General features: G+C 49.5%; 17 protein-coding genes. 16 read left to right on the top strand and 1 reads right to left on the bottom strand.

What is annotated here, in order from left to right; genetic code table 11:
• Positions 1 to 266: 266 nt before the first annotated feature.
• The 5 genes from ACI3EW_RS11790 to thiI all read left to right on the top strand — a co-directional run bounded on the left by ACI3EW_RS11790 (position 267) and on the right by thiI (position 5,131).
• Positions 267 to 674: a hypothetical protein gene (locus tag ACI3EW_RS11790; RefSeq protein WP_215703607.1), complete on the top strand. Its 408-nt coding sequence runs from the start codon at positions 267 to 269 to the stop codon at positions 672 to 674.
• 263 nt (positions 675 to 937) lie between these two features.
• On the top strand, positions 938 to 1,894 hold the full coding sequence (gene prmA / locus ACI3EW_RS11785; protein WP_118297097.1) for a 50S ribosomal protein L11 methyltransferase: 957 nt from the start codon (positions 938 to 940) through the stop codon (positions 1,892 to 1,894).
• The gene (locus ACI3EW_RS11780) at positions 1,894 to 2,649 is read left to right on the top strand and encodes a 16S rRNA (uracil(1498)-N(3))-methyltransferase (protein WP_118530814.1); all 756 of its coding nucleotides are present in this window, start codon (positions 1,894 to 1,896) and stop codon (positions 2,647 to 2,649) included. The genes prmA and ACI3EW_RS11780 overlap by 1 nt, the downstream gene beginning before the upstream one ends.
• Before the next feature lie 109 nt (positions 2,650 to 2,758).
• On the top strand, positions 2,759 to 3,922 hold the full coding sequence (locus tag ACI3EW_RS11775; protein WP_118297095.1) for a cysteine desulfurase family protein: 1,164 nt from the start codon (positions 2,759 to 2,761) through the stop codon (positions 3,920 to 3,922).
• Between the two features lie 27 nt (positions 3,923 to 3,949).
• On the top strand, positions 3,950 to 5,131 hold the full coding sequence (gene thiI / locus ACI3EW_RS11770; RefSeq protein WP_405578368.1) for a tRNA uracil 4-sulfurtransferase ThiI: 1,182 nt from the start codon (positions 3,950 to 3,952) through the stop codon (positions 5,129 to 5,131).
• A gap of 93 nt (positions 5,132 to 5,224) precedes the next feature.
• On the opposite strand, the gene ACI3EW_RS11765 is transcribed toward thiI, so the two are convergent.
• On the bottom strand, positions 5,225 to 5,461 hold the full coding sequence (locus ACI3EW_RS11765) for an HPr family phosphocarrier protein (RefSeq protein ID WP_015555013.1): 237 nt from the start codon (positions 5,459 to 5,461) through the stop codon (positions 5,225 to 5,227).
• Between the two features lie 415 nt (positions 5,462 to 5,876).
• Between ACI3EW_RS11765 and tnpA the strand changes: the two genes are divergently transcribed.
• The 11 genes from tnpA to ACI3EW_RS11710 all read left to right on the top strand — a co-directional run bounded on the left by tnpA (position 5,877) and on the right by ACI3EW_RS11710 (position 15,161).
• On the top strand, positions 5,877 to 6,317 hold the full coding sequence (tnpA, locus tag ACI3EW_RS11760) for an IS200/IS605 family transposase (protein ID WP_117483318.1): 441 nt from the start codon (positions 5,877 to 5,879) through the stop codon (positions 6,315 to 6,317).
• On the top strand, positions 6,280 to 7,398 hold the full coding sequence (locus tag ACI3EW_RS11755; protein ID WP_329751690.1) for an RNA-guided endonuclease TnpB family protein: 1,119 nt from the start codon (positions 6,280 to 6,282) through the stop codon (positions 7,396 to 7,398). Before tnpA ends, ACI3EW_RS11755 begins: the two co-directional genes overlap by 38 nt.
• A gap of 281 nt (positions 7,399 to 7,679) precedes the next feature.
• Positions 7,680 to 8,999 (top strand): tRNA (N(6)-L-threonylcarbamoyladenosine(37)-C(2))-methylthiotransferase MtaB, encoded by a 1,320-nt coding sequence (mtaB, locus tag ACI3EW_RS11750; protein WP_118321137.1) that lies wholly within the window; start codon positions 7,680 to 7,682, stop codon positions 8,997 to 8,999.
• Between the two features lie 283 nt (positions 9,000 to 9,282).
• Positions 9,283 to 9,546: an IreB family regulatory phosphoprotein gene (locus tag ACI3EW_RS11745; RefSeq protein WP_405578362.1), complete on the top strand. Its 264-nt coding sequence runs from the start codon at positions 9,283 to 9,285 to the stop codon at positions 9,544 to 9,546.
• 118 nt (positions 9,547 to 9,664) lie between these two features.
• A complete protein-coding gene (ruvX, locus tag ACI3EW_RS11740; protein ID WP_118297091.1) occupies positions 9,665 to 10,108 on the top strand; it encodes a Holliday junction resolvase RuvX in 444 nt (147 codons plus the stop codon).
• Positions 10,109 to 10,188: 80 nt separating this feature from the next.
• The gene (locus tag ACI3EW_RS11735) at positions 10,189 to 10,458 is read left to right on the top strand and encodes a DUF1292 domain-containing protein (RefSeq protein WP_118297090.1); all 270 of its coding nucleotides are present in this window, start codon (positions 10,189 to 10,191) and stop codon (positions 10,456 to 10,458) included.
• Positions 10,459 to 10,559: 101 nt separating this feature from the next.
• Entirely contained in the window at positions 10,560 to 11,045 is a 486-nt protein-coding gene (locus tag ACI3EW_RS11730) for a Fur family transcriptional regulator (protein WP_118297089.1), read from the top strand.
• Complete coding sequence (locus tag ACI3EW_RS11725) at positions 11,035 to 12,702, top strand: ribonuclease J (protein ID WP_118297144.1); 1,668 nt, start codon at positions 11,035 to 11,037, stop codon at positions 12,700 to 12,702. Before ACI3EW_RS11730 ends, ACI3EW_RS11725 begins: the two co-directional genes overlap by 11 nt.
• A 169-nt stretch (positions 12,703 to 12,871) precedes the next feature.
• Entirely contained in the window at positions 12,872 to 13,276 is a 405-nt protein-coding gene (locus ACI3EW_RS11720) for an endolytic transglycosylase MltG (protein WP_118297088.1), read from the top strand.
• Positions 13,273 to 13,929 (top strand): O-methyltransferase, encoded by a 657-nt coding sequence (locus ACI3EW_RS11715; protein ID WP_118532889.1) that lies wholly within the window; start codon positions 13,273 to 13,275, stop codon positions 13,927 to 13,929. The genes ACI3EW_RS11720 and ACI3EW_RS11715 overlap by 4 nt, the downstream gene beginning before the upstream one ends.
• Before the next feature lie 2 nt (positions 13,930 to 13,931).
• Positions 13,932 to 15,161 carry a peptidase U32 family protein gene (locus ACI3EW_RS11710; RefSeq protein WP_405578355.1) on the top strand — a complete coding sequence of 410 codons (1,230 nt, stop codon included), beginning with the start codon at positions 13,932 to 13,934 and terminating at the stop codon, positions 15,159 to 15,161.
• The last annotated feature ends 29 nt before the right edge of the window (positions 15,162 to 15,190 follow it).

Genomic DNA, 15,190 nt, shown 5'->3' with positions numbered 1-15,190 from the left:
CTGCGACAAATATGAACAAACTGTGAACATGCCAAAAATCACCTTCAAAAAAGTCTTTTTCAGAATATTCTGGAAAATACTTGCAAAAACGGGTCCGCAAAGCCTTTATTTATGCGGGTTCCCAGAGGCAAGTGTAGAAATGAAGGTCGCCCCTTTTAGGGCATTGACACACCAGATTCAACTTTGAAACAATCAGACTTTACATCGATGTAAAGACGATCAAACATGTCAGCGGATTTTTACTTGAGGTCGTTGTCCTCACGGCGATGGCAACTCTCGATATCGACCTAATCAGTACATATATCGTACCGATCGTTGTCTACACAGCAATCTGCTGTGCACTGACACTTGCGATCGCCCTCGGCTTCTGCAAACTCTTCTGTAAAGATGAGTGGTTCGAGAAAGCGATCATGGCATTCGGCGTAGGTACCGGAAACACAGCGACAGGTCTTGCGCTTGTCCGTGCGGTTGACCCGGATTCCAACTCCAGTGCACCGGATAACCACGGTGTGTACAGCGCAGTTATGTGCTGGAAGGAAGCATTCGCAGGTCTCGTTCCGATGTGGACGATGACAGGCGTCGGAATGACGATGGGCGTCGGCGGAGCGATGTTTGCGATCTGCATCATCGTGGGATGCATCTTATTCGTCCGTCCGAACAAAAAGACGGCATAAAATTTCGTACCGATTCAGCAGGCCTGAACATTTACAAAATTTCATAGCATTCACTTCGCGGGACAGGGCAGAAAGCTCTGTCCCGCTTTGTATATGACGCAGTAAAGTCCCACCTTGCAAAGCCTGTGAAACTATGTTATGATATCATGTGATTTCGTCTGCATCCATATAGGATACAGGCATATGTGCGGAAAGCCGGATATGACAGAACGGAATAAAACGATTGGTCCTGACCGGCGATCATAAAAAAGGAGAAACAGCATATGAAATGGAAGAAATTCACTCTTGAGACGACCACGGACGCAGTGGACTATCTCGGAAGTATGTTCGATGATATCGGGATCGAAGGAATGGAGATCGAGGACAACGTGCCGCTCACAGAGAGTGAGACAAAGGGAATGTTTATCGATATTCTCCCGGAACTCCCGCCGGACGACGGTACTGCCCGCGTAAGCTTCTACCTCGATGAGGATGAAGATACGGAAGAAAAGTTAAAAGCAGTCCGCGAGGGACTTGAGGAGATCAGCCAGTTCGTAAATATCGGAACCGCAAAGATCACAGAGTCCGAGACGGATGATAAGGACTGGATCAACAACTGGAAACAGTATTTCAAACCGTTTACCGTGGACCATATCCTGATCAAGCCGACCTGGGAGGAGATCCCGGAAGAACATAAGGACAAGCTCCTGATCCAGATCGACCCGGGAACCGCCTTCGGAACCGGAAAACATGAGACAACGCAGCTCTGTATCCGCCAGCTTGAAAAATATGTAAAGCCGGGCGTAAAGGTCCTTGACCTCGGAACGGGAAGCGGAATTCTCGGGATCGCGGCTTTAAAACTGGGCGCTGATTATGTATTCGGAACTGATCTTGATGAGAATGCGATCACGGCTGTCCATGAAAACCTGGCTGCGAACGAGATCCCGGAGGAGAAGTTCGGCGTGATCCAGGGAAACATCATCGACGACAAGGCAACCCAGGACGCAGCTGGATACGAGTGCTACGATATCGTTGTGGCAAACATTCTCGCCGACATTATCATCCTGATCCAGAAACAAGTTCCGTTCCACTTAAAGAAAGGCGGGATCTTCATCAGCTCCGGTATCATTGATATGAAGGAACAGGCGGTCCGCGAAGCTCTCGAGGCAAACGAAGCGTTCGAGATCCTTGAAGTGACAAGACAGGGCGAGTGGGTATCCTTTACAGCGAGGAAGAAATAGTGTACCATTTTTTTACGGAAACAGAATTTTTTACAGGGACGGAGGCCGTGATCACCGGCCCGGATGTGAATCATATTAAAAACGTGCTGCGGATGAAGCCGGGTGAGAAGATCCTGCTCAGCGACGGAAAGGGAACGAACTGCCTCTGCGAGATCACGGAGCTTTTTCCGGACAAGGTTCTCGCGAAGATCCTGCCGGAAGAGGTGGACGATACGGAGCTTCCGGTACAGGTGACTCTGTACCAGGGACTTCCGAAAGCAGATAAAATGGAATTTATCATCCAGAAATGTGTAGAACTCGGCGTCACAAAGATCGTTCCGGTGGATACCGACCGCGCGGTGGTGAAGCTCGACGCAAAGAAGGAAGAAGCGAAGAGAAAACGCTGGTACGGGATCTCCGAGAGCGCGGCGAAACAGTCGAAGCGCATGATCGTGCCGGAGATCGGAAATGTGATGAAATTCAAGGCGGCGATCGAGGCGGCGAAAACGGATGACCTGGCGATCATTCCTTATGAGGATTCGGAAAGTCTCCCGGGTGCGGGCGGAATGGCGCTCACGAGAGAGCTGATCGGAAGCTTAAAGCCGGGACAGAAACTGTCCATCTTTATCGGACCGGAAGGCGGATTTTCGGACGGGGAAGTGGAGATTGCGATGAACTCCGGCGTGAGACCGGTGACACTCGGAAAGCGGATCCTGAGAACCGAGACGGCCGGAATGTTCGTGATGGCGGCGGTCGGATTATTGCTGGAATCATGAAGAAACGTGGAATACGAGAATAAGGAGAACGGTCAGGATAACGGAAAAATGACAGCAGGAACACTGTGTGCATGGAGTTATTGCTGACAAACTGGGAGTAATAAAACTCATGGATAAGAGAGAAGTTTATTTTGACAACTCCGCGACTACCCGCGCGTTCGATGAGGTGCGCGATATCGTCGCTGAGACAATGACCGTGGATTATGGAAATACGTCCTCCAGACATATGAAAGGTGTGGAGGCGGAAAACTACATTAAGACTGCCCGCGAGGAGATCGCGAAAACGTTAAAGGTAAAGGACAAGGAGATCCTCTTTACCTCCGGCGGAACGGAGTCCAACAACATGGCGCTGATCGGTACGGCGCTTGCAAACAAGCGCGCCGGAAACCACATCATTACCTCCTGCGTGGAACATGCGTCCATCTACAATACGACAGCATTTCTTGAAGAGCTTGGTTTCCGCGTGACCTACCTTCCGGTCGACCACAACGGACATGTCTCCCTGGATGCACTCCGCGAGGCGATCTGCGACGATACGATCCTGGTGTCCGTCATGTATGTGAACAACGAGATCGGCGCTGTGGAGCCGATCGAGGAGATCGCGAAGATCATCAAGGAGAAAAAGCCGTCCGTCTACTTCCATGTTGACGCGATCCAGGCTTACGGAAAATATGTGATTCGCCCGAAAAAACAGGGGATCGATCTGTTATCTGCCAGCGGCCACAAGATCCACGGACCGAAGGGAACCGGCTTCCTCTATATCGATGAGCGCGTGAAGATCAAACCGATCATCTACGGAGGCGGTCAGCAGAAAGGTATGCGCTCCGGAACCGAGAACGTTCCGGGCTGTGCAGGACTTGGCCTTGCGGCAAAGATGGTCTATACAGACCATGACGCGAAGATCGATAAGCTCTACGCGATCAAGGATCGCATGGTGAAAGGCCTGCAGGCGATGGACGGCGTTACGGTCCACGGACTTACCGGACGTGACAGTGCACCGCAGATCGTGGCGGCAGGATTTGAGGGCGTGAGAGCGGAAGTGCTTTTACACGCATTGGAAGATAAAGGGATCTACGTTTCTTCCGGTTCCGCATGTTCATCCAACCATCCGGGTGTGTCCGGAACCTTAAAGGGGATCGGCGTGAAGGATTCCCTGCTCGATTCCACACTCCGCTTCTCCTTCGGCGCATTCAATACGGAGGAAGAGGTGGACTACTGCCTGGACGTGTTAAAAGAGCTTGTTCCGATGCTGCGGAGATACCGCAGAGCGTAAATATAGAAAACCAATGGAGGAAATTCCGTGAAATACAGATCATTTTTAATTAAATACGCGGAGATCGGCGTAAAGGGAAAGAACCGTTACCTCTTTGAGGACGCCCTTGTAAAACAGATCCATCACCGTTTAAAGAACCTGGAAGGAAAGTTCGAGGTTACAAAGGAAGCCGGAAGAATCTATGCGGAGGCATCTGAAGATTTCGATTACGATGAAGTGATCGACGCTCTCCAGCATGTATTCGGTATCGTCGGGATCTGCCCGATGGTTCAGATCGAGGACAATGGCTATGAGGACTTAAAGGCCCAGGTGGTCAAGTATATCGATGACGCATATGAAGATAAACACTTTACGTTCAAAGTTGTCGCGAGACGTGCGAATAAGCAGTATCCGGTCGTTTCCGACCAGATCAACCGCGACCTCGGCGAGGTGATCTTAAACGCATTCCCGGAGACAAAAGTAAATGTCCACACACCGGACGTATTACTCCGTGTGGAAGTCCGCCACAAGATCAACATCTTCTCCGAGACGATCCCGGGACCGGGCGGAATGCCGATCGGAACCGCAGGACGTGCGATGCTGCTCTTATCCGGCGGTATCGACAGCCCGGTTGCCGGCTGGATGATCGCGAAGCGCGGCGTTACGATCGATGCGACTTATTTCCATGCTCCGCCGTATACAAGTGAGCGCGCGAAGCAGAAGGTCGTTGATCTCGCAAAACTTGTCGCAAAGTACACAGGTCCGATTCGCTTAAATATCATCAACTTTACCGATATCCAGCTCTACATCTACGACCAGTGCCCGCATGACGAGCTTACAATTATCATGCGCCGCTATATGATGAAGATCGCGGAGACGATCGCGAAGGAGAATGACTGTCTGGCACTCGTCACCGGCGAGAGCATCGGTCAGGTTGCATCCCAGACGATGCAGTCCCTCGCCGTTACAAATGAAGTCTGCGAGCTTCCGGTCATGAGACCACTCATCGCGTTCGACAAGCAGGATATCGTGGATATTTCCTTAAAGATCAGAACTTACGAGACATCCGTTCTTCCGTATGAGGACTGCTGCACGATCTTCGTCGCAAAGCATCCGGTCACAAAGCCGAGCTTAAAGAAAATCAAAAATTCCGAAAAGAAGCTGGATGAGAAGATCGATGAACTGATGAAGACGGCACTTGAGACGAGAGAAGTGATCCGCTGCATCTAAAAAAAGGTGCAAAAAAACTGCCGGAAGTAAGATTCCGGCAGTTTTTAAAACCTTGTAACTGTTCAGTACCTTTACAGTTACACCCTTTTTTTCTTATGCTTCAATGATATACGGAGCAAGTACGGTAAGGATCTCTTCTGTGTTTCCGCCATCGTGGATATTCAGATCGATCGGCTTGGAAAGATCCAGGCTGAAGATTCCCATGATGGATTTTGCGTCGATGACGTATCTGCCGGAAACAAGGTCGAAATCGGTATCAAACTTTGTAAGGTCGTTTACAAAAGACTTCACTTTATCGATGGAGTTTAAAGAAATTTTAACGGTTTTCATGTCAGTGTTCCTCCCAATACTCGAATATTTGTTATTCTGATAAAATAGAAAAACCTACTTTCATACTAAATGGACATGCATGAAAAGTCAAGAGGTATCTTGAATAATGTTTAACAAGAATCAGCAAGAATTCTCCCACCTCTATAGGTGGTGAGATGAATTGCCATCTCTTGCATAGTGCGATAGTTGGTATGTAGATATCAGATTATTGCACATAGCTGTGCTGTGTATTGTAAACTTCTCATATATTGATTTTTGTAGTCGTGCTATATCATCAATTCTGCATACAATGAATAAGCCTGAAGGGAAAATAGATTGCAGATTAAGCAGAACAAATGTTCTGAAATGTAATAGACAAATGATCTCAGTTGTGATATAATTAAATCAGTCGAAATAGAAAGAAAGTCCGATAAATATGAGAGAACTTGACAATAATGCACATTCAGTATTTTTACTCTATTATCATCTGATCCTGGTCGTAAAGTACCGGAAAAAGGTCCTGAATGATCCGATCTCGGATCGCGCACGAGAAATCTTTGAATACATTGCGCCCAAATATCATATCACCCTGGAAGAGTGGAATCACGATGAGGACCATGTTCATATCATGTTCCGTGCCCATCCGAAGTCGGAACTCAGTAAATTTATCAATGCCTATAAAAGTGCCAGCAGCCGTCTGATCAAAAAAGAGTATCCGGAGATCCGGCAGAAGCTTTGGAAGGAAATGTTCTGGAGTCAGAGCTTCTGCCTCCTGAGTGCCGGCGGAGCTCCGATCGAAGTGATCCGCCAGTACATCGAGACACAGGGGGAGAAAAAACATGAACGTAGTATACCGGTTTCGGATCTATCCCAATAAAATACAACAGGAACTGTTTGCAAAAACATTTGGATGTGTCAGGTTCGTATATAACCGGATGCTGTCAGAAAAGAAGGAATGCTATGAAAAGACCGGAAAAAATCTAAAGGTCACTCCGGCAAAATATAAGGCAGAATTTCCATGGCTAAAAGAAGTGGACAGCCTTGCTCTGTGCAATGCCCAGCTGCACCTACAGATTGCATATAAAAACTTTTTCCGGGATCCATCGTTTGGTTTTCCGAGATTCAAGTCAAAAAAGAATCCTGTTAAAAGCTATACCACAAACAGTGTCAATGGAAATATCCTGTTAAAAGAGGGGAAACTGAAGCTCCCCAAAACTGGCTGGATCCGGATCCGGCAGCATCGTAAGATCCGGGAAGATGCCTGCCTGAAAGGCGCAACCGTCTGTATGGAAGCTGATGGGCGGTATTATGTTTCTCTTCTGTATTTTTGTGAAGAAAAGCCGGTGGAAACAAGGAACATAAGGCAGGCCGTCGGACTCGATTTTTCCATGAAAGAACTATATGTAGATTCCAATGGAAAACATGCAGGTTATCCGCACTATTTCAGAAACAGCGAGGAAAAACTGGCGAAAGCGCAGAGAAAACTGAGTCATTGCCGGAAGGGGAGCAATCGTTACAAAAAACAACAGAAAAAAGTGGCGCGGATCCATACGCATATCGCTCACCAGAGAAAAGATTATCTACATAAAGAATCAAGAAAGATAACCAATTTCTATGATATCGTATGTATTGAAGATCTGGATCTGAAGACGATGAGCGGGGAACATCATTTTGGAAAAAGTGTTCATGACAACGGTTGGAGAATGTTCACAGATTTTTTGCAGTATAAACTGGAACGGGAAGGAAAGAAACTTGTCCGCATCGACCGCTGGTATCCCAGTTCCAGAACATGCAGTTGTTGTGGAAAAATAAAACATGATCTGAAACTGGAAGAGCGGGTATATCTTTGCAGCTGCGGAAACCAGATGGACCGTGATGAAAATGCGGCGATTAATATCTGCCGGGAAGGCCTGAGAATATCCGGGATCATATTAGAAAAAAGCGAAAAAGCATCATAAAAAGATATCAGCCAAAAAGAACCGTGGGACACACGGGGATCGCTCGTGAATGCTTTGCCCAACGGGGTAATCGAACGAGAAGCCCCCACTTCAAGCGTGAGCTAAGTGGTGGGAGTATGTCACGTGTTACTGTATGTTACTGTACACGGTAGAAATTTTCTGAACTGAAAATTCCGTACAATACAGTTGTGGCAGCAGATTTTGCCGATTCGGAATGCGAAGCATCGGCAAAATCCGGGTATAGTGACAGAAACTGATTATATAATATGAGGAGATAGAATATGAGAAAAGCAGCGCTTCACAATCTTGGCTGCAAGGTAAATGCGTATGAAACGGAGGCGATGGAACAGCTTCTGGAGGCCGCTGGATATGAGATCGTGGGATTTGAGGAGAAAGCGGACGTCTATGTCATCAACACCTGCTCCGTGACGAATGTGGCAGACAAGAAATCACGCCAGATGCTGCACCGCGCGAAGGCGAAAAATCCGGACGCGGTCGTTGTCGCGGCAGGCTGTTATGTGCAGGCGGCAGCGGACAAACTGAGAGAGGACGCCGCTGTCGATCTGATCATCGGAAATAACCGCAAGGCGGATCTCGTTCCGCTTTTAGACGCCTGGTTTGCTGGAAAAGAGATCAAAGAGTCCATCACGGACCTCGCGGGATCCAATGAGTACGAGAAGCTTCACATTAAAAAGCAGGCGGAACACACCCGTGCGTTCATCAAAGTCCAGGACGGATGCAACCAGTTCTGCAGCTATTGCATCATCCCGTACACGAGAGGCCGCGTCAGAAGCCGCCGGCCGGAGGACGTGGAGGAGGAAGTAAAGATCCTGGCGGAGGAAGGTTACAAGGAGATTGTCCTCACAGGCATCCATCTGACTTCCTACGGCATCGACTTCAAGGATGAGGGGATCGACTTCCTGACACTGATCAAACGGCTGCATGCGATCGATGGGATCGAGCGGATCCGCTTCGGCTCCCTGGAACCGCGTGTGATCACGGAAACGTTCGCGGAGGAGCTTTCAAAGCTTCCGAAGATCTGCCCACATTTCCACCTCTCTTTACAGAGCGGATGCGATGACACCTTAAAGCGCATGAACCGCCATTACACCTGTGAGGAGTACGCGGAGCGCTGCGCGATCCTCAGAAAATATTTTGAGAATCCGGCGATCACGACGGACGTCATCGTGGGATTCCCGGGTGAGACGGATGCGGATTTTGAGACGACAAGGGAATTCCTTGAGAAGGTCCACTTCTATGAGATGCATGTGTTCCCGTACTCCAGACGTGCCGGAACCCGCGCGGACCGGATGCCTGACCAGGTGCCGGAGCCGGTGAAGAAGGAGCGGAGTGCCGTTCTCTTAAAACTCGAGAAAAAAATGTCCGGGGAATACCGGGAATCATTCCTCGGGACGGAGCAGGAGATCCTCCTCGAAGAGCCGGTGACGATCGACAGCGAGGTCTGCATGACCGGATATACGAAGGAATATGTGAAGGCAGCGGTCCGACTTGACGGGCGCGATCCGAAGATGCTGAAAAATACATTTGTCAGGGGAACCTTGAAGGAATTCCTGACGGAGGAGATCATGCTGCTCTCATAGAGCGGCGGAGTTACTTTTCACGGATAGGAATTTTCTGAACTGAAAATTCCGTATGATACCGTTGTGGCCGCAGATTTTGCCGATTCGGAATGCGAAGCATCGGCAAAATCACGTTACAGTGCGCGGGCATGGAATGCTCGTGTACCGTAACGCAGCGCCGCCGATGGTCAGCCGGGCAAGTTTGTATTGCAGAAACGATAAAATTAGAGTAGAATAAAGAATAGCAACAAAAGGGTTGATATAAATCTGATTTATATCAGCACAAGAGGACGTGAGGATATTTATGGGCGATATCAGTAATACACAATATCTTAAAGCGGTACAGGAAGATAAGAAGCTTGAGGTCGGCGAGGTCCTTCGTGAAGTCTACGAAGCACTGACCGAAAAAGGGTATAACCCGATCAACCAGATCGTCGGCTATATCATGTCCGGCGATCCGACCTATATTACGAGCTATAAGAGCGCGCGAAGCCTTATCATGAAAGTAGAACGTGACGAGATCCTGGAAGAGCTGATGGAGAACTATATCGAGACGAGACTCCGCTAGTCTTTCCGCAAAGGATGAGATGTCAGGTACTGAACAGATACGACGCCAGAACAAACAGCCGGGAAGGAACATATCCGGCTGGTTTTGGTATGAGGAAAAATAACAGAGGACAGAGTTTATGAGAATACTCGGACTGGATTTCGGTTCAAAGACTGTGGGGGTCGCGGTCAGTGACGGACTTCTTCTGACAGCCCAGGGCGTGGAGACGATCGAGCGCAAGGATGAGAACAAACTGCGCAAGACGTGTGCCCGGATCGAGGAGCTGATCAGGGAGTATGAGATCACGGAGATCGTTCTGGGACTCCCGAAAAATATGAACAATACAGAGGGCGAGCGCGTTGAGAAAACGAAAGCCTTCGGAGAAATGTTAGAGCGCCGTACCGGACTTCCGGTGCATTACTGGGATGAGCGTCTCACGACCGTTGCTGCGGAACAGATCCTGATGGAGAGTGGAGTGCGCCGCGAGAACAGAAAAGCGGTGATCGATAAAGTTGCCGCGGGCCTGATCTTACAGGGATATCTGGACTGCTTAAAGACGAAAGAAGATCGTCAGGAAGACTGAGAACGAAACGTGTAACTACGAAAACAGGAAACACTCGGCAGGTGGCCCGGCTGTGGGCTGCAGCAAACAGGAGAATATGTATGGAAGAGAGAAAGATCACACTGGTCGACGATGACCAGACACTCGAATTTTACGTTGTGGAAGAGACAAAATTAAACGGAGCGAACTATCTTCTCGTCACAGATGCGGAAGATGACGATGAGGAAGGCGACTGCTATATTTTAAAGGATATGTCCGGCGCCGAGGAGGCGGATGCCCTCTATGAGTTCGTGGAAGATGAGGACGAGCTGGAAGGACTCATGAAGATCTTCGCAGAGCTTCTTGACGACGTGGATCTGGAAAAACAGTAAAATAAGACAATGCGCGCCCACAACGGGCGTTTGACCCGGTCTTATCTGACGGAGATAAGACTGAGTAAATTTTTGCGGGATAGATGTTGGGAGACGAGAAAATGAACGATGAGACAGTAAAAGGACTGCTTCGCAAGGCAGGATTAAAAGTGACAAATCAGCGTATGATCGTGCTGGATATTATTGCGTCGCACCCGGCGGAACATCTGACCGCGGAAGAAATCTATGATCTGGCGAAAGTAAACAGCCCGGAGATCGGACTGGCTACGATATACAGGACTGTCCAGGTCCTTTTAGATCTGCATGTAATCGACAAAGTCACATTTGATGACGGTTTTACCCGGTATGAGCTGAACGGTGAAGAAAGCGCATCGGGACACCGCCATCACCATGCCATCTGCACAGGCTGCGGAAAGGTGTATTCCCTGGAATCGGACCTTTTAGACAGCCTGGAGGCGGAAGTGATGGAGAAACTGGGCTTTCTCGTGATGAACCACGAGGTAAAGCTCTACGGACTTTGCAGTGAGTGCAGGAAAAATGAAGAAAAAAAGAAAGAGGTTATGAATCGTGAAGAACGTGAAAAATGATACAGAAAACTGTAAAGTCAAAATTATCCCTCTCGGGGGACTGGAACAGATCGGAATGAACATGACAGCCATCGAGTACGGCGACAGCATTATCGTGATGGACTGCGGACTCGCATTTCCGAGCGACGATATGCTTGGAATCGACCTTGTCATTCCGGATGTAACCTACTTAAAAGATAACTATGAGAAGGTAAAAGGATTTGTCATCACCCACGGCCATGAGGACCATATCGGTGCGCTTCCGTACGTGTTAAAAATGGTGAACGCGCCGGTCTATGCGACCAAGCTGACTATGGGACTGATCGACCATAAACTCGAAGAGAACAACATGCTGCGCAGCGTAAAGCGCAAGGTTGTAAAACACGGACAGTCCATCAATCTCGGCTGCTTCCGCGTGGAATTTATCAAGATGAACCACTCGATCGAGGACGCGGCTGCTCTTGCTGTATTTACACCGGCGGGAATCATCTTAAATACCGGTGACTTCAAGATCGACTACACGCCGGTATTCGGTGACGTGACCGATCTCCAGAGACTTGCGGAGCTCGGAAAGAAAGGCGTGCTCGCACTTTTATGTGATTCCACGAACGCGATCCGTCCTGGCTTTACGATGTCCGAGAAGACGGTCGGAAAGACGTTCGATGCGATCTTCGCTGAGCACCAGCAGAACAGGATCATCGTTGCGACATTCGCTTCCAACGTGGACCGCGTGCAGCAGGTCATCAACTCCGCCTGCAAGTACGGAAGAAAAGTCGTTGTGGAAGGCCGCAGCATGGTCAATGTCATCGGAACCGCACAGGAACTCGGATATATCAACATCCCGGACGGAACCCTGATCGATATCGAGCAGTTAAAGAACTATAAGGAGGAGGATACCGTCCTCATCACGACAGGAAGCCAGGGTGAGTCCATGGCGGCTCTCTCCAGAATGGCGTCCTCCATGCACAGAAAAGTATCCATTACCCCGCGCGATGTTGTCGTTTTAAGTTCTACCCCGATCCCGGGAAATGAGAAAGCCGTATCGAGAGTCATCAACGAACTCTCCATGAAGGGCGCGACCGTAATTTCCCAGGATACCCATGTATCCGGGCATGCATGCCAGGAGGAGATCAAACTCGTTTATTCTCTGGTACGTCCGAAATATGCGATCCCGATCCACGGTGAGTACCGCCACAGAATGGCACAGAAGGAGCTTGCGATTTCTCTCGGCATCCCGAAGGAGAACGTTGTGATGCTCCACACAGGAGATGTGCTCGAGATCGGTGAGAGCGGCGCAGATGTGATCGATCATGTACAGGCCGGCGGCGTTCTCGTTGACGGACTCGGTGTCGGCGATGTCGGAAATATTGTTCTCCGTGACCGCCAGAACCTTGCCCAGAACGGTATCATTATCGTTGTCCTGACACTTGAGAAACACTCCAATCTCCTGCTCTCCGGACCGGATATCGTGTCCCGCGGATTTGTCTACGTGCGTGAGTCTGAGGATCTGATGGAGGAGGCACAGGCGATCGTGGATCAGGCTGTTGCAGACTGCTTAGAGCGCCACGTATCCGACTGGGGCAAGATCAAGAACATTATCCGCGACAGCTTAAGCGACTTCTTATGGAAGCGCATCAAGAGAAACCCGATGATCCTTCCAATCATCATGGAAGTTTAAATGAACCCAGTTAGCCGTGCACTGAGCTGGGCTGAAAATTGTGTTGCAAGCTTGCTTGCATAAGCAATTTTTGGCACAGCTCAGTATAGGGGGAACGCCCCCGGCTTCTTGTTTTCATGCACATGAAAACAAGAAGATACACGGCGGAGCTACCTGCAAGGGGAATGATATGAGCAAGATAACACGAGAAATCAACAAGATCAGCCTGTTTGTCATCAGCACATCCGGACGGATCATCCTGTATGGACTTGCTGCCATCCTGATCGTCACCGGGGCGAGAAGTGCCTACTCCTTTGGCCACGGGATCTTCTATGCGCCGGCGATGGAGGCGGAGCCGGGAACAGAGAAGAGCGTGAAGCTCACCGGAAACGAGTCGGTGGAAGAGGTCGGAAAGATCTTAAAGAAAGCCGGCCTGATCCGTGATCCGCGTACCTTTACGATCCAGGCAAAATGCTATGGATACGAGGTGAAGGCCGGAACCTATGAGTTAAATACATCGAAGGACTCCAAAGAGCTGATCGATATTTTAAAGGAAAGTCCGGAAGATGCTGCGAAGGAAGATACGAAATCATGATCACGGAAAACAGACTTACGGCTTATATAAATTCCCTGGATCAGGGGGATGGGGAGCTCATTGAACAGATCGCGGAGACTGCGGTAAAAAACAGAGTTCCGATCATCCGCAGGGAGACGGCGGCACTTTTGAAGACAATGGTGACGCTTGTTTCCCCTGCCAGGATCCTGGAAGTCGGAACGGCGGTGGGGTATTCAGCGCTTTTGATGGCGTCTGTAATGCCGGAAAACTGCCGGATCACGACAATCGAAAAATATGAAAAAAGGATCCCGGAGGCGAAGGAAAATTTCCGCCTCGCAGGGATGGAAGAAAAGATCACGCTGCTGGAGGGCGACGCCGGGGAGATCCTCGCGGGGCTTTCCGGCTCCTTTGATTTTATCTTCATGGACGCGGCAAAGGGGCAGTATATCAACTGGCTGCCGGATATCCTGCGCCTGCTGAGAGACGGCGGACTCTTAATGTCTGACAATGTCCTGCAGGACGGGACGATCATGGAATCCCGCTACGCGGTGGAGCGTCGGGACCGCACGATCCATGAGAGAATGAGAGAGTATTTGTACACATTGAAACATATGGATGAATTTGAGACTTCGATCCTGCCGGTGGGCGATGGGGTCGCGCTCAGTGTAAAAAACAGGTCAGGAAAGGATTAGTTATGAGAAAAACGGAACTTCTGATTCCGGCAGGAAGCCTTGATGTCTTAAAGACGGCCGTGATCTACGGCGCCGATGCCGTATATCTCGGCGGTGAGGCATTCGGACTCCGCGCCAAAGCAAAAAACTTTACGAACGAAGAGATCATGGAAGGGATCAAATTTGCCCATGACCACGGCGTAAAGGTATATATCACGGCGAATATCCTCGCACACAACGATGACCTCCCGGGCGTGGAGGCATATTTTGAGGAATTAAAGACGATCCGTCCGGACGCGCTGATCATCTCGGATCCGGGTGTCTTTACGATCGCTAAGAGAGTTCTCCCGGATATGGAGATCCATATCAGCACACAGGCGAACAATACAAACTATGGAACTTACCTTTTCTGGCATGAACTCGGCGCAAAGCGCGTCGTATCCGCCAGAGAGTTATCTTTAAAGGAGATCAAAGAGATCCGCGCGCACATCCCGGAGGACATGGAGATCGAGAGCTTTATCCACGGCGCCATGTGCATCTCCTATTCCGGAAGATGTCTGCTCAGCAACTTCTTTACGGGGCGCGACGCGAACCAGGGTGCCTGTACCCATCCGTGCCGCTGGAAATATTCCGTTGTCGAGGAGACAAGACCGGGCGAGTACATGCCGGTCTATGAGAATGAGCGCGGAACTTATATCTTCAACTCCAAGGATCTCTGCATGATCGAACATGTGCCGGAGATGATCGATGCGGGGATCGACAGCTTTAAGATCGAGGGACGCATGAAGACGGCCCTCTACGTGGCGACTGTCGCGAGAACCTATCGCAAAGCGATCGATGATTATCTGGAGGACCCGGAAAAATATAAGACGAACATGGAGTGGTACAAGGAAGAAATCGGAAAGTGTACGTATCGTGAGTTTACCACAGGCTTCTACTTCGGAAAACCGACTTCCGAGACCCAGATCTATGACAGCAATACTTACGTGAAGAACTATATCTACCTCGGAACCGTGGAAGAGCGGGATGCGAGAGGATTCGCGAAGATCGAGCAGAAGAATAAATTCTCTGTCGGAGAGACGATCGAGATCATGAAGCCGGATGGAAGAAATATTTCCGCGCTTGTCCGCGGCATCTACACAGAGGAAGGCGAGAGCCAGGAGAGCGCACCGCATCCGAAACAGATCCTTTATATCGATCTGGACGGGGAAGTGGAGCAGTACGATATTCTCCGCAAGAAAGAGGCGGAGTAAGATCCGGATCCGGAAAGAAGACAAAGCTG

It is taken from the genome of Pilosibacter rotomagensis (assembly GCF_045062245.2).
Classification (GTDB): domain Bacteria; phylum Bacillota; class Clostridia; order Lachnospirales; family Lachnospiraceae; genus Pilosibacter.
This window is presented reverse-complemented; position numbering and strand designations above follow the sequence as displayed.

Excerpts from the sequence above, each read along its gene's own strand:
- ACI3EW_RS11790 (WP_215703607.1), top strand. The coding sequence starts at position 267 with ATGGCAACTCTCGATATCGACCTAATCAGTACATATATCGTACCGATC.
- prmA (WP_118297097.1), top strand. The coding sequence starts at position 938 with ATGAAATGGAAGAAATTCACTCTTGAGACGACCACGGACGCAGTGGAC.
- ACI3EW_RS11775 (WP_118297095.1), top strand. The coding sequence starts at position 2,759 with ATGGATAAGAGAGAAGTTTATTTTGACAACTCCGCGACTACCCGCGCG.
- ACI3EW_RS11765 (WP_015555013.1), bottom strand. The coding sequence starts at position 5,461 with ATGAAAACCGTTAAAATTTCTTTAAACTCCATCGATAAAGTGAAGTCT.
- tnpA (WP_117483318.1), top strand. The coding sequence starts at position 5,877 with ATGAGAGAACTTGACAATAATGCACATTCAGTATTTTTACTCTATTAT.
- ACI3EW_RS11755 (WP_329751690.1), top strand. The coding sequence starts at position 6,280 with ATGAACGTAGTATACCGGTTTCGGATCTATCCCAATAAAATACAACAG.
- mtaB (WP_118321137.1), top strand. The coding sequence starts at position 7,680 with ATGAGAAAAGCAGCGCTTCACAATCTTGGCTGCAAGGTAAATGCGTAT.
- ACI3EW_RS11745 (WP_405578362.1), top strand. The coding sequence starts at position 9,283 with ATGGGCGATATCAGTAATACACAATATCTTAAAGCGGTACAGGAAGAT.
- ruvX (WP_118297091.1), top strand. The coding sequence starts at position 9,665 with ATGAGAATACTCGGACTGGATTTCGGTTCAAAGACTGTGGGGGTCGCG.
- ACI3EW_RS11735 (WP_118297090.1), top strand. The coding sequence starts at position 10,189 with ATGGAAGAGAGAAAGATCACACTGGTCGACGATGACCAGACACTCGAA.
- ACI3EW_RS11730 (WP_118297089.1), top strand. The coding sequence starts at position 10,560 with ATGAACGATGAGACAGTAAAAGGACTGCTTCGCAAGGCAGGATTAAAA.
- ACI3EW_RS11720 (WP_118297088.1), top strand. The coding sequence starts at position 12,872 with ATGAGCAAGATAACACGAGAAATCAACAAGATCAGCCTGTTTGTCATC.
- ACI3EW_RS11715 (WP_118532889.1), top strand. The coding sequence starts at position 13,273 with ATGATCACGGAAAACAGACTTACGGCTTATATAAATTCCCTGGATCAG.
- ACI3EW_RS11710 (WP_405578355.1), top strand. The coding sequence starts at position 13,932 with ATGAGAAAAACGGAACTTCTGATTCCGGCAGGAAGCCTTGATGTCTTA.